General features: G+C 71.1%; 11 protein-coding genes. 2 read left to right on the forward strand and 9 right to left on the reverse strand.

The window, feature by feature from the left end; genetic code table 11:
• Positions 1-33 precede the first annotated feature (33 nt).
• Both ACIF80_RS32260 and ACIF80_RS32265 read right to left on the reverse strand, forming a co-directional pair.
• Positions 34-228 carry an acyl-CoA carboxylase subunit epsilon gene (locus ACIF80_RS32260; protein ID WP_399811127.1) on the reverse strand — a complete coding sequence of 65 codons (195 nt, stop codon included), beginning with the start codon at positions 226-228 and terminating at the stop codon, positions 34-36.
• 87 nt (positions 229-315) lie between these two features.
• Positions 316-1899: an acyl-CoA carboxylase subunit beta gene (locus ACIF80_RS32265; RefSeq protein ID WP_399811129.1), complete on the reverse strand. Its 1584-nt coding sequence runs from the start codon at positions 1897-1899 to the stop codon at positions 316-318.
• 697 nt (positions 1900-2596) lie between these two features.
• On the opposite strand from ACIF80_RS32265, the gene ACIF80_RS32270 reads away from it, so the two are divergent.
• Positions 2597-3205 carry a YceI family protein gene (locus ACIF80_RS32270; protein ID WP_399811131.1) on the forward strand — a complete coding sequence of 203 codons (609 nt, stop codon included), beginning with the start codon at positions 2597-2599 and terminating at the stop codon, positions 3203-3205.
• Between the two features lie 161 nt (positions 3206-3366).
• Here ACIF80_RS32270 and ACIF80_RS32275 read toward each other — a convergent pair whose 3' ends face one another.
• The 7 genes from ACIF80_RS32275 to ACIF80_RS32305 form a co-directional block, all read right to left on the reverse strand.
• A complete protein-coding gene (locus ACIF80_RS32275; protein ID WP_399811133.1) occupies positions 3367-4707 on the reverse strand; it encodes a hypothetical protein in 1341 nt (446 codons plus the stop codon).
• A gap of 120 nt (positions 4708-4827) precedes the next feature.
• Positions 4828-6432 carry a citramalate synthase gene (gene cimA, locus ACIF80_RS32280; RefSeq protein WP_399811136.1) on the reverse strand — a complete coding sequence of 535 codons (1605 nt, stop codon included), beginning with the start codon at positions 6430-6432 and terminating at the stop codon, positions 4828-4830.
• Between the two features lie 464 nt (positions 6433-6896).
• Positions 6897-7985, reverse strand: a complete 1089-nt coding sequence (locus ACIF80_RS32285) for a branched-chain amino acid aminotransferase (RefSeq protein WP_399811139.1) — start codon at positions 7983-7985, stop codon at positions 6897-6899.
• 249 nt (positions 7986-8234) lie between these two features.
• Positions 8235-9311 (reverse strand): 3-isopropylmalate dehydrogenase, encoded by a 1077-nt coding sequence (locus ACIF80_RS32290; RefSeq protein WP_399811142.1) that lies wholly within the window; start codon positions 9309-9311, stop codon positions 8235-8237.
• A gap of 100 nt (positions 9312-9411) precedes the next feature.
• Complete coding sequence (locus ACIF80_RS32295) at positions 9412-9543, reverse strand: hypothetical protein (protein WP_332430812.1); 132 nt, start codon at positions 9541-9543, stop codon at positions 9412-9414.
• A gap of 327 nt (positions 9544-9870) precedes the next feature.
• A complete protein-coding gene (gene pruA / locus ACIF80_RS32300; RefSeq protein ID WP_399811144.1) occupies positions 9871-11511 on the reverse strand; it encodes an L-glutamate gamma-semialdehyde dehydrogenase in 1641 nt (546 codons plus the stop codon).
• A gap of 100 nt (positions 11512-11611) precedes the next feature.
• Positions 11612-12538 (reverse strand): proline dehydrogenase family protein, encoded by a 927-nt coding sequence (locus ACIF80_RS32305; RefSeq protein ID WP_399811147.1) that lies wholly within the window; start codon positions 12536-12538, stop codon positions 11612-11614.
• Between the two features lie 139 nt (positions 12539-12677).
• Here ACIF80_RS32305 and ACIF80_RS32310 point away from each other — a divergent pair, with 139 nt between their 5' ends.
• On the forward strand, positions 12678-13934 hold the full coding sequence (locus tag ACIF80_RS32310) for a PucR family transcriptional regulator (protein ID WP_399811150.1): 1257 nt from the start codon (positions 12678-12680) through the stop codon (positions 13932-13934).
• Positions 13935-13938: the final 4 nt, after the last annotated feature.

Below are 13938 nucleotides of genomic sequence, written 5' to 3' on the forward strand. Positions count from 1 at the left end.
GGTGGGTGGGCCCCTTCAGGGCGTGCTGCGGGCTCAGTGCCAGCTGTGCGGGGCGCGGAAGCCGGGCTCGCGCTCGAGGCGGCGCCAGCCGGCCCTGGCGCGGCCGGAGCGGGCCGGGGCGTCGTGGGCGGGGCGGGCGGCGGCGCGGGCGAGGAGGATCGCGGTGATGGCGGCGACTTCCTCGGGCCCGGCGTGGCCCTTCTCGACGCGGATGTCAGGTGTGCTCATGGGTGTCAGTCTCCCTGGGAGAGAGGTCCGCGGGATTGCCGCGAGGGGTCCGCCGGGTTGCCGGGGCGGACTGCTTCGATCGGTCGGCTACTGCGGCGGGTTGCCGTGCTTGCGGGAGGGCAGATCGGCGTGCTTGGTCTGCAGCATCGTCAGGGAGCGGATCAGCACCTCGCGGGTCTCGGCGGGGTCGATGACGTCGTCGACCAGACCGCGTTCGGCCGCGTAGTAGGGGTGCATCAGCTCGGACTTGTACTCCTTGACCATGCGCGCCCGCATGGCGTCCGGGTCCTCGGCGTCGGCGATCTGGCGGCGGAAGATGACGTTGGCCGCGCCCTCCGCGCCCATCACGGCGATCTCGTTGGTCGGCCAGGCGTAGGTGAGGTCGGCGCCGATGGACTGGCTGTCCATGACGATGTACGCGCCGCCGTACGCCTTGCGCAGGATCAGCGAGATCCTGGGCACGGTCGCGTTGCAGTAGGCGTAGAGGAGCTTGGCGCCGTGGCGGATGATGCCGCCGTGCTCCTGGTCGACGCCCGGGAGGAATCCGGGGACGTCCAGGAAGGTGAGGATCGGGATGTTGAAGGCGTCGCACATCTGGACGAAGCGGGCGGCCTTCTCGGACGCCTCGATGTCCAGCACGCCGGCCAGCGCCTGGGGCTGGTTGGCGACGATGCCGACGACCTGGCCGTCCATCCGGGCCAGTGCGCAGATGATGTTCCGCGCCCAGCGCTCGTGGACCTCGAGGTACTCGCCGTCGTCGACGATCTCCTCGATGACCTTGGTCATGTCGTACGGGCGGTTGCCGTCGGCCGGAACCAGGTCGAGCAGGACGTCGCTGCGACGCTCGGCCGCATCGGTGCTCTCGGCCCTCGGGGGGTTCTCGCGGTTGTTCTGCGGGAGCAGCGAGAGGAGGTAGCGCACCTCGGCGATGCACGTCTCCTCGTCGTCGTAGGCGAAGTGGCAGACGCCGCTGGTCTCGGCGTGCACGTCCGCGCCGCCCAGGCCGTTCTGGCTGATCTCCTCACCGGTGACCGCCTTGACGACGTCCGGTCCGGTGATGAACATCTGCGACGTCTCGCGGACCATGAACACGAAGTCGGTGAGGGCGGGGCTGTAGGCCGCGCCACCCGCGCACGGGCCGAGCATCACGCTGATCTGCGGGATGACACCGGAGGCGCGGGTGTTGCGCTGGAAGATGCCGCCGTAGCCGGCGAGCGCCGAGACGCCCTCCTGGATCCGGGCGCCCGCACCGTCGTTGAGGGAGACCAGCGGCGCACCCGCCGCGATGGCCATGTCCATGATCTTGTGGATCTTGGTGGCGTGGGCCTCGCCCAGCGCGCCGCCGAAGATCCGGAAGTCGTGGGCGTAGACGAAGACCGTGCGGCCGTCCACGGTGCCCCAGCCGGTGATCACACCGTCGGTGTACGGCTTCTTGGTCTCCAGACCGAAGCCGGTCGCGCGGTGCCGGCGCAACTGCTCGACCTCGCGGAAGGACCCCGGGTCCAGCAGCAGTTCGATGCGCTCCCGGGCGGTCAGCTTGCCCTTGGCGTGCTGCGCCCGGGTCGCCTTCTCGCTCGGGCCGGCCAGTGCCTGCGCACGGATCTCGTGCAGTTCGGCAACACGTCCGCGCGCGTCGGCCGGCTCACCCGGTGCGTCATCCAAAACGGTCATGATGCGACCTTACGAAGTTCACCCGGGAATGCGAGCCGTCGACTCCTCACAGTCTCGGGGCCGTTTTCCTGGTACGACCGAACAGAACCGTGGCGGCGTGCAGGCGTTCCGACTGCCCAGAGGGCGTGCGCGTTGTAGGAGTCCGACAAACTCCGGGACTGAGACGCCCCTCACAGTCATGCGCCGCGCGGACTCCCCGCGGGTGCCGCACCCGGCGGATCCGGCGCCCGGCGTCCGGCGATTTCACCGGGCCGACAGCCTCTCCCGCACCCTCGCACCCGGTCGATCCCAGATGCTCTCCCGGGGTTCACCCGTTCGGGTCGGCCCGCACCGCAGAGGGTAGCGGTACGGCTCGCGGGTTCCACGGGCCCCTCAGGGTCGATCGGAGGCGGTCGAGGTCGGTCGGGGTCGGTCGGGCCGCGACGGAAACGAGTCGGTGCGGGGCGTGGAAGTGGGCGACCCGGGGGAACCGTCTTCGGTACGGTCGACCGAGCGGACCCTCCCGCCGACACCTCCCGCCGACGGGACCCGTCCCGCCCAACCCGTTCGACCGCCCCACCCGTTCGACCGGTCCACGCGCACCACTCCACCAAAGATGTTGAACTTTAAAGGGAATGCCTCTACAGTGAGTCTCGTTGAAGTGATTGAACATTCAACGGGATCATCCGATCTCCCCCGTCCCCAGGAGGAACACATCATGGGCATCTTCAGCCGCAAGAACGACGCGACCGCCACCACGACCGCCCCGGCCCCCGTGAACCCGGACCTGGCCGCCCTGTCCGGCGACTACACGATCGACCCCTCGCACACCACCCTCGGTTTCGTGGCCCGGCACGCGATGGTCACCAACGTCAAGGGCAGCTTCCAGGAGTTCACCGGCACTCTGCACCTGGACGGCTCCGACCCGTCCAACTCCACCGCCACCCTCGACGTGGAGATGGCCAGCATCGAGACCGGCAGCGCCGACCGTGACGGTCACCTGAAGAGCGCGGACTTCTTCAAGATCGAGGAGTTCCCGAAGATGACCTTCCGCTCCACCAAGACGGAGGCTCTGGGCGGCGACGACTACCGCATCACCGGTGACCTGACGATCCTCGGCACCACCAAGCCCCTCACCATCGACCTGGAGTTCAACGGCGCCGCCAAGGACCCCTTCGGCAACGAGCGCGTGGGCTTCGAGGGCAAGGCCGAGATCCTGCGCTCCGAGTGGGGCCTGACCTGGAACGCGGCGCTGGAGACGGGTGGCGTCCTGGTCTCCGACAAGATCAAGCTGAACTTCGACATCTCGGCGATCAAGAACGCCTGAGCCGACGGTCCCGCCCGTCCGGCACCGCTGAACGCGCGCCCGCCGCCTCCGTACGGAGGGGGGCGGGCGCTCGGCGTCCCAGCGCCGCGGGCGCACTCCCCCGGCATCGGCCGGGCCTACCGGGGCCCTCACCGGCGCGCAACGGGCCGGACGGCAGCGCGTCAGAACCCGCCGCCGAAGTCCCCTCCGCCGCCGAAGCCGCCGCCGCCACCGAAGTCGCCCCCGAAACCACCGCCGAAATCACCGGAGTCGAAGTCGGCGCCGGAGACGTCGCCGCCGCCGAAGTCGCCGTAGCCGGCGCCGTAGTCGGCCCCATAGGCGGGACTCGCCATCATGCTGCCCAGCAGGGTGCCGACCAGCAGGCCGGGCAGCACGCCACCGCCGAAGTAGCCGCCTGCCCAGGGACCGTAGGCCGGGCCCGCCTCCCAGTAGGGGCGTCGCCCGGAGTCGGTGTCGACCTCGCGGACGGCCGGGTCCCGGCCGTCGGCGAGGCGGGCTCGGTCCGCCGCGCAGACCGGGACCTCGCGCACGGCACCGCCCGGGGGCGTCCAGCGGGCGTCCGCGACCGAGGGGCCGTGGCGCGGGTCGAAGAAGCAGGGCGGGCGGCGCTCCGGCAGCGCCCGGCCCTCGCGGCGGGCGGCGAGCACGGCCAGCGCGAAGCGGCCGTCCTCCACGGCCTGGGTGACCGGCCGGACGTCCTCCGGCCGGTCAGCCCTGTCCATCAGCTGCTTGGACCGTTCGTAGGAGTCCAGCGCGCGCTCGTAGTCCGTGCGCATCGCGTCGTCGGCGCCGGGCTCACCGGGGTGGAAGTCGAGCCGGTCGAGCTCCTCGCCGAACGCGGTGATGTCCTCGTCGACCACGACCCGCAGCTTCTCCAGCGCGGCCCGCTGCTCCTCCTCGTGGCGCTTGCGGTTGCGGCGGACCACGGCGTAGGCGCCCGCGCCGCCCACCGCCACCACCGCGCCGACGGTGATCAGGCCGCCGAGCGGTACCTCGCCGCCGCCCTCGTTCCAGGAGGCCGGCGCCGATCCGCCGATGTTGCGCAGGGCGTCGTCGACGAAGTCGTTCAGCTGGGCCTTGGCATCGCCCGCGCCCCGCGCGGCGGTGACCAGGTTCCCCACACCCTGGCGGCTCAGCACGCTGTTGTCGGCGCGCGCGTCGAACTCGTCGCCGAGACGGATGCCGTACAGGCCGGTGATCCCGGTCTCGGTGCGCAGGTTCCGGAAGAGGTCCTCCGTGGGATATCCGGCGGGGAGAACCGCGACGAAGACGGGTTTGTCCGCCTCCTCGATCTTGTCCGCGAGAGCCTTGGCGTCCGACTCGGACAGGATGCCGGTCGCCTCGGGGTCGACGTAGACGGGGCTCTCACGCAGCGCCTGGGCCACGGTCGAGAGATCGGTGGCCGCGTGCGCGCCCGGCGCCCCGGCCATCAGGACCGCCAGAGCGGCGGCCACCGGCACGATCAGCAGGCGTACGAGGGTACGCGTCAGCGCGTCCTTCATATGTTCGAAGCTACCCGAACCGGGGCGGAAACGGGCATCCGGCCCGGCAGGGATTTCCCGTACGGCACACGCGACTCACGCATCACCACGGGTCGTCCCTGCCGGACCGGCCCGGCCGGGTCAGGCCGCCGGTTCGACCCCGGCCCGCAGCAGACCGTACGTGTACGCGTCCTCCAGGGCCTGCCAGGAGGCGGCGATGACGTTGTCCGCGACGCCCACCGTCGACCACTCCCCCGTACCGTCGGACGTGGAGATCAGGACCCGGGTGGTGGACTGCGTGCCGTGCTTTCCCTCGAGGATACGGACCTTGTAGTCGACGAGCTCCAGCTTGGCGAGCTGCGGGTAGATCCGTTCCAGGGCGACGCGCAGGGACCGGTCCAGGGCGTTGACCGGACCGTTGCCCTCGGCCGTGGCGACGATCCGCTCACCCTTGGCCCAGAGCTTGACCGTGGCCTCGTTGGCGTGGGTGCCGTCGGGGCGGTCCTCGACGATCGCGCGCCAGGACTCGACGTCGAAGTACTTCAGGGGCCCGCCCTCGGCCTCCGCGCGCAGCAGGAGCTCGAAGCTCGCGTCGGCGGCTTCGTACGTGTAGCCCTTGAGCTCGCGTTCCTTGACCCGCTCCACGACCCGGCCGACCAGTTCGCGGTCGTCGCCGAGGTCGATGCCGAGTTCCTTGCCCTTGAGCTCGATGGAGGCGCGGCCCGCCATGTCGGACACCAGCATCCGCATGGTGTTGCCGACCTGCTCGGGGTCGATGTGCTGGTACAGGTCCGGGTCGACCTTGATCGCGGAGGCGTGCAGGCCGGCCTTGTGGGCGAAGGCGGAGACGCCGACGTAGGGCTGGTGGGTGGAGGGGGTCAGGTTGACCACTTCGGCGATGGCGTGCGAGACGCGCGTCATGTCCCGCAGCCGGCCCTCGGGCAGGACCTGCTTGGCGTACTTGAGCTCGAGGGCGGCCACCACCGGGAACAGGTTGGCGTTGCCGACCCGCTCGCCGTAGCCGTTGGCCGTGCACTGCACGTGGGTCGCGCCCGCGTCGACGGCGGCGAGGGTGTTGGCCACCGCGCATCCGGTGTCGTCCTGGGCGTGGATGCCGAGCCGGGCACCGGTGTCGGCGAGCACGGTGGAGACGACGGCCTGGATCTGGGCGGGGAGCATGCCGCCGTTGGTGTCGCACAGGACGACGACGTCGGCGCCGGCTTCGGAGGCGGCGCGGACGACGGACTTGGCGTACTCGGGGTTGGCGCGGTAGCCGTCGAAGAAGTGCTCGCAGTCGACGAACACCCGGCGGCCCTCGGCCCTGAGGAAGGCCACGGTGTCGCGGACCATCGCCAGGTTCTCGTCCAGGGTGGTGCGCAGGGCGAGCTCGACATGGCGGTCGTGGGACTTGGCGACCAGGGTGATGACCTGTGCGCCGGATGCGAGGAGAGCCCTGACCTGCGGGTCCTTCTCGGCGGTCGTGCCCGCGCGGCGGGTGGCGCCGAAGGCGACCAGCTGGGCGTGGCGGAAGTCGATCTCCTGCTGGGCGCGGGCGAAGAACTCGGTGTCCCGCGGGTTCGCGCCGGGCCAGCCGCCTTCGATGAAGCCCACCCCGAAGTCGTCCAGGTGCCGTGCGATGGCCAGCTTGTCGGCGACGGTGAGGTTGATGCCCTCACGCTGGGCGCCGTCGCGCAGGGTGGTGTCGAAGACGTGGAACGAGTCGTCGGGCTCGCTGGTTGCGGTCATGGTCTGAAGGCTCCTGGTGTTGGATCTCGGTCTACCGGAATGACCGGTTCCACCGTCCCCCCATGGTCCCTCGCGCCCGGTCCCCGGCTTGAGGTGGGCCAGGAAACAGAAAAACCCCTCGCGGGTGCGAGAGGTCTGCGCGCGGGTCGAGGACGACGGTGTCCGCCCGTACGTTGTCGTACGTGCGGTCACTGCGGACCGGCGCGCCTGCTGCCAATAATCGTGGCGAACGAGAGCACGGGGGAAGTGTGGCACAAAGCGGTCCCGCGATCACCGTCCGTCTCAGGATGCGGGCGTCGGGTGTCCGGCCTGCGAGGACCGCAGAGCCGGGCCCGCGAGGGCCGGGGTCCGGACCGCGGCGGCCGGGCGGGGTCCGGACCGCGGTGGCCGGGCGGGGGTACGCGAAGGCGCAGCCCCCCGCGGGCGTCCGCGAGGGGCTGCGCACGTCGTCGTCGGGGCCGGGCTCAGCCCAGCGGGTGCATCCAGCCGTGCTTGTCCTCGGCCGTGCCGCGCTGGATGTCGAGCAGGGCCCGGCGCAGGCGCTGGGTGACCTCGCCGGGCTCGCCACCGCTCTGCTGCCACTCGCCGCCGGCCCGCTTGACGGTGCCGACGGGCGTGATGACGGCCGCGGTGCCGCAGGCGAAGACCTCGGTGAGGGTGCCGTTCTCGGTGTCGCGCTGCCACTGCTCGACCGAGACCCGCTCCTCGACGGCCTCGTAGCCGAGGTCGCGGGCGACGCTCAGCAGGGAGTCACGGGTGACGCCCTCCAGGATGGAGCCGGTGAGGGCCGGGGTGACGATCCTGTCTCCGTAGACGAAGTACAGGTTCATGCCGCCGAGCTCCTCGACCCAGGTGTGCTCCACGGCGTCGAGGTAGCAGACCTGGTCGCAGCCCTTGGCGGCGGCCTCGGCCTGGGCGAGCAGGGAGGCCGCGTAGTTGCCGCCCGTCTTGGCGTCGCCCATGCCGCCGGGGACGGCGCGGACGCGGTCCTCGGAGACCCAGATGGAGACCGGCTTCACACCACCGGGGAAGTAGGCACCGGCCGGGGAGGCGATCACCAGGAACAGGTACTCGTTGGCGGGCTTCACGCCCAGGCCGACCTCGGTCGCGATCATGAACGGGCGCAGGTAGAGGGATTCCTCTCCGCCGTGCGCCGGAACCCAGGCCTTGTCCTGCCCGACCAGGGCGTCGCACGCCGCGATGAACGTCTCCACCGGCAGCTCGGGCATCGCGAGGCGGCGGGCGGAGCGCTGGAACCGCTCGGCGTTCTTCTCCGGGCGGAAGGTGGCGACGGACCCGTCGGGCCGGCGGTAGGCCTTCAGCCCCTCGAAGATCTCCTGCGCGTAGTGCAGGACGTGGGTCGCCGGGTCGAGGGGGATCGGTGCGTACGGGACGAGCTGACCATCGTGCCAGCCCCGGCCCTCGGTCCACTTGATCGTCACCATGTGATCGGTGAAGTGGCGGCCGAACCCCGGGGCGGACAGGATCGCCTCCCGCTCGGCGGCGGAGAGCGGGTGGGCGGAGGGCTTGAGCTCGATCGTGGGCGTGGTCATGAATGGTTGTCCTTCACCGGTTGTAGTGACGGGCCGCGCTCACGCCCGTACGGCCGGTGGCCAGTGCTGGGACGTCCGAGCATTCCCTCATTCCGCGGCTCCGCGTTCGATTATCGCCCGGAGGCGGCGGAGGAGGGAATACGGGGTGAATGCGGCCCGGTGGTCGATGGTGGCACCCGGCGGGACATGGCGAAGCCGCCGGGCGGTTGCGACCGGCGGCTTCGAGTGGTGTCGAGTGTGCGCGCCCGGTCAGCCGGCTACGCGTACGGCGAGCGCGTCGCCGATCTCGGAGGTGCTGCGCGCGGGCAGGCCGGTGGGGGTACCTCCCGTGCCCTTGAGGCTACGGGGGAGCTCCGCGAGGTCGGCGGAGACGGCGTCCTCGATGCGGGCGGCCTCGTCGTCGTGGCCGAGGTGGCGCAGGAGGAGGGCGACGGACAGGACCGTGGCGCTGGGGTCGGCCTTGCCCTGGCCCGCGATGTCCGGTGCCGAGCCGTGCACGGGCTCGAACATGGACGGGAACGCGCCGGACGGGTTGATGTTCCCGCTGGCGGCGACGCCGATGCCGCCGGAGACGGCCGCGGCGAGGTCGGTGATGATGTCGCCGAAGAGGTTGTCGGTGACGATCACGTCGAAGCGCTCGGGCTGGGTGACGAGGTAGATCGTCGCGGCGTCGACGTGGATGTAGTCGGTGGTGACCTCGGGGTACTCCTCGGCCACCTTGTTGAAGACGTTCGTCCACAGGTGGCCGGCGAAGGTCAGCACGTTGTTCTTGTGGACCAGCGTGAGCTTCTTGCGGGGGCGGGCCTGGGCGCGGGCGAAGGCGTCACGGACGACGCGCTCGACGCCGAACGCCGTGTTCACCGAGACCTCGGTGGCGACCTCGTGCTCGGTGCCCTTGCGGATGGTGCCGCCGTTGCCGGTGTAGGGGCCCTCGGTGCCCTCGCGGACGACGACGAAGTCGATCTCCGGCTGCCCCGCGAGCGGCGTGGCCACGCCCGGCAGGAGCCTCGACGGCCGCAGGTTCACATGGTGGTCGAAGGCGAAGCGGAGCTTCAGCAGGAAGCCCCGCTCCAGGACGCCGGAGGGGACGCTCGGGTCGCCGATGGCGCCGAGCAGGATGGCGTCGTGCCGCTTCAGCGCGTCGAGGTCGGCGTCGGTGAGGGTCTCACCGGTGGCGTGATAGCGCTGGGCGCCGAAGTCGTACTCCTTGGTCTCCAGCTTCACATCCTGCGGGAGGACGGCGGAGAGCACCTTCAGGCCTTCGGCCACGACTTCCCGGCCGATACCGTCACCGGGAATCACTGCGAGATCGATACTGCGAGACATGCGGGCACCCTACTCCTCGTCCCATGCTCTGACATGAACCGTCCGGGATACGGACATCCGCACGGGAGGGGAGGTCGCGGTCCGGTGCGCGCGGCGCGGCTCAGTGGCCGGTCGAGCCGCCGTTGTCGCGGCGGTCGAGGGCGCGCTGGAGGGCGGCGGCGGCGTTCTTGCGGTCGGACTCGCTCGTGCGGGAGGCGTGACGGACGCGGCGGCGGGCGGTGGTCTCGGCCATGGGGAATCGACTCCTTCGACAAGCCGGGAATGCGGAGGGGGAAACGCGTCACCGGAAGGGGCGGGGAGCGGAGGCCGCAGGGGTTGCCTGCACGGGGCCCGGCTCGCTACCGCCGTTCGCTTGGTCGAGCGAGACGTTCGGCTCCTACAAAAATAAGGGGGCCCGGCGCATCTGTCTGCACAATTACTCGGACTTCCTACTATCTGAGACGGTGAACCCGGCCCCGCCGCCGCGACCTGCGAAAACGCCGGACGGGCCAGGTCGTGACGACCTGGCCCGTCCAACGGGGCTGCGGCAGCGGTACGGGGGGTCCGGTGCCGGGAGGGATCAGCCCATGTGCGGGTACGCGTAGTCGGTCGGCGGGACCAGGGTCTCCTTGATGGCGCGGGTCAGGGTCCAGCGCATCAGGTTCTGCGGGGCGCCGGCCTTGTCGTTGGTGCCGGAGGCGCGGCCGCCGCCGAAGGGCTGCTGGCCGACGACGGCGCCGGTCGACTTGTCGTTGATGTAGAAGTTGCCCGCCGCGTAGCGCAGCTTCTCCATCGTGTACGCGGCCGCCGCGCGGTCGTTGGAGACGACCGCGCCGGTCAGCGCGTAGTCGGACACCGACTCCATCTGGGTCAGCATCTCGTCGTACGCGTCGGCCGCGCTGTCGTCGTACACGTGCACGGCGAGGAACGGGCCGAAGTACTCGGTGCGGAAGACCTCGTTCTCCGGGTCGGAGCACTCGACGACGGTCGGGCGGACGAAGTAGCCGACCGAGTCGTCGTAGGAGCCGCCCGCGACGATCGTGCAGGACGGGTCCTCCTTGGCCCGGTCGACGGCGGCCTTGTTCTTGGCGAAGGACCGCTCGTCGATGACGGCGCCCATGAAGTTCGACAGGTCGGTGACGTCACCCATGGTGAGGCAATCGACCTCGGCGGCGAACTCCTCCTTGAAGCCGTCGTTCCAGATGGACGCCGGGATGTAGGCGCGCGAGGTGGCGGAGCACTTCTGGCCCTGGTACTCGAAGGCCCCGCGGGTCAGGGCGGTCTTGAGCACGGCGCGGTCGGCGCTCGGGTGGGCGACCAGGAAGTCCTTGCCGCCGGTCTCGCCGACCAGACGCGGGTAGGTGCGGTACTTCTCGATGTTGTTGCCGACCGTCTTCCACAGGTGCTGGAAGGTCTTGGTGGAGCCGGTGAAGTGGATGCCCGCGAGGTCGCGGTGCTCGAGGGCGACCTTGGAGACCTCGATGCCGTCGCCGGTGACGAGGTTGATGACGCCCTTGGGCAGACCGGCCTCCTCCAGCAGCCGCATCAGCAGCACCGCGGCGTGGGTCTGGGTCGGGGACGGCTTCCAGACGACCACGTTGCCCATCAGGGCCGGCGCGGTGGGCAGGTTGGCCGCGATGGCGCTGAAGTTGAAGGGCGTGATCGCGTAGACGAAGCCCTCCAGCGGACGGTGGTCCATGCGGTTCCACACGCCGGGCGAGTTGGCCGGGGGCTGCTCGGCGAGGATGCCGCGCGCGTAGTGGACGTTGAACCGCCAGAAGTCGATCAGCTCGCAGGGGCTGTCGATCTCGGCCTGCTGCGCGGTCTTGGACTGGCCGAGCATGGTGGAGGCGGCGATGGTCTCGCGCCAGGGGCCGGACAGCAGTTCGGCGGCGCGCAGGATGATCGCCGCGCGGTCGTCGAAGGACATCGCGCGCCAGGCCGGGGCCGCGGCCAGGGCGGCGTCGATCGCGTCCTGGGCGTCCTGCTGGGTGGCGTTGGCGTAGGTGCCCAGGCGCGCCTTGTGGTTGTGCGGCTGCACGACGTCGAACCGCTCGCCGCCGCCCATCCGCTTCTCGCCGCCGATGGTGCAGGGCAGGTCGACCGGGTTGTCGGCCAGCTCCTTGAGCTTGGTCTCCAGCCGGGTGCGCTCGGGTGAGCCGGGGGCGTAGCCGTGCACCGGCTCGTTGACGGGCGTGGGGACCTGGGTCACAGCGTCCATGGTTTCCGTACTCCTTGAGTTGAGGTGCGGGTGCTTGAGCGGAGGTGCCCGGGCCGCTGGGTGCCCGGGCGGTGGGTGCTCGGGCGGTGGGTGCTCGGGCTCAGCCCTTGCTGACCATCGAGCGCAGGAAGAAGCGCAGGTTCGCCGGCTTCTCCGCCAGACGGCGCATGAAGTAGCCGTACCAGTCGGTGCCGTAGGCCGTGTAGACACGCATGCGGTGGCCTTCGGCGGCCAGGCGCAGGTGCTCGTCGCCGCGGATGCCGTAGAGCATCTGGAACTCGTACTCGTCGAGTTTGCGGCCGGCGGTGCGGGCCAGTTCCTGGGTGATGGAGATCAGACGCGGATCGTGGGACCCGATCATCGGGTACCCCTCGCCCTCCATCAGCGTCCGCAGGATGCGCACGTACGCCTTGTCGATCTCGTGCTTCTGCTGGTGGGCGACCTCGGCGGGCTCCTTGTAGGCGCCCTTCACCAACCGTACGCGACTGCCGTTCGCGGCGAGGCGGCGCGCGTCCTCCTCCGTGCGGAAGAGGTAGGCCTGGATGACGCAGCCGGTCTGCGGGAAGTCCTTCCGCAGTTCGTCGTGGATGGCGAACATCGAGTCGAGGGTGGTGTGGTCCTCGGCGTCGAGGGTGACCGTGGTGCCGATGGCGGCGGCGGCCTCGACGACCGGGCGGACGTTGGCGAGCGCCAGGTCGTGTCCGCCGGGGAGCGCCTGGCCGAACATCGACAGCTTCACCGACATCTCGGCGCGGGTGCCGAGCTCCAGCGGGCCGAGCCGGCCGATCAGTTCCAGGTAGGCGTCGCGCGCGGCGGTGGCCTGCTCGGGGGTGGTGATGTCCTCGCCGACGACGTCCATCGTCAGTTCCAGGCCGTTGCCGGTGAGCTCGTCGATCACGGGCAGGATCTCGTCCACGGTCTCACCGGGGATGAAACGGTCGACGACCTGCTTGGTCACCGGGGCCGCCGAGACGAGGCGACGCATCCGGTCACTGCGTGAGGCGGCGAGAATCACGGGACCCAGCACGGGGCACCTCCACAAGCTGCTGAACGGCCGTGACCCGACGCTTCGGGCAGGGCACGGAGAACCACCGTGAAACCTAGGGATTCATCCGATCGTGGGCCATCGACAGCTGTCACGCATCCGTGCCACCGATCTCAGACAGATGTATGAAGGCAGTGCGGTTCTGCGGGAGAATGCCGGGGTGACATCGGACCGCAGGGGTGACTACCAGGAGCTGGTGGACGAGATCTCGGAGCTGCTCGGCGCTCCGGCGACCCTGGAGAACCGCGACTTCGAGCTGCTCGCGTTCGGCACGTACGACAGCGAGGGCGAGCTCGATCCGTCCGTCCTCGACCCGGTGCGCACCCGTTCGATCCTCACCCGCCGCTCGACGGCCGCCGTCCGGTCCTGGTTCGAGGGGTTCGGCATCACCCGCGCGACGGGCCCGGTCCGTATCCCGCGCGCCCCGGAGGCGGGTGTGCACCGGGGCCGTGTCTGCCTGCCGGTACGGCATCGGGGCGTCGTCCTCGGCTACGTCTGGCTGCTCGACTACGACCCGGGCCCCTCCGAGGAGCAGTTGGCCGCGGCGATGGGGGTGACCACCCGGATCGGGGCGCTGCTCGCCGACGAGGCGCAGCACGGTGCCGATCTGACCCGTGAGCTGCGGGCGGTGCTCGGCGCGGAGCGCGACGGGCAGCGCGATCTGGCGGTCGCCGAGCTCCGCACCGCCCTCGGCAGCCGCGCCGACGGCCCGTACACGCTGGTGTGCGTGGCCCCGTGGCCCTCCGCCGACCCCGAGGACGCCCCGTCGGTGCGTACGGTGCCGGGCGCCACGGCCCTGTGCACCCTGCCGTGGGGGGCCGCGGACGTGTCACTGGCCCTGCTCATGCGGCTGCGCGCCTCGGACGTGCTGACCCCGGCGACGACGGCCGCCGGCCGGCTCCTGGAGCGGGCCCGCACGAGCGGCGCCGGGCACCGGCCCGCCGCCACCGGCCCGGCCGCGGCTCCACCGGCCGCCGCCGGGATCGCCACGCCCCGCTCCCGTCTCGCCGGTCTGGGCGCCGCCTGGGGCGAGGCGTCGGCGGCGGCCCGCGCGGCCCTGGCCGAGCCCCGCCTGGGCCCGGTCGCCCGCTGGTCGTCGATCGGCCCCTACCGGCTCCTGACCGCGCTGCCCCGCCGGGCCGCCCCCGACCCCGCCGTCGGTCCGCTGCTCCTTCCGGTGCACCGGGAACTCGCCCGTACCGCCGAGGCCTACCTCGACCACGCGGGCCAGGCCGGCCGCACGGCCGCCGAGCTGGGCATCCACCGTCAGACCCTGTACTACCGCCTGTCCCGGATCGAGCAGATCACGGGCCTCGACCTGGACGACGGCGAGGACCGGCTGCTGCTGCACATGGCCCTGAAGGCGCACCGGCTGTGACCGG

Origin of the sequence: Streptomyces sp. NPDC085927, assembly GCF_044540975.1 — a bacterium.
Classification (GTDB): Bacteria; Actinomycetota; Actinomycetes; order Streptomycetales; family Streptomycetaceae; genus Streptomyces; species Streptomyces hirsutus.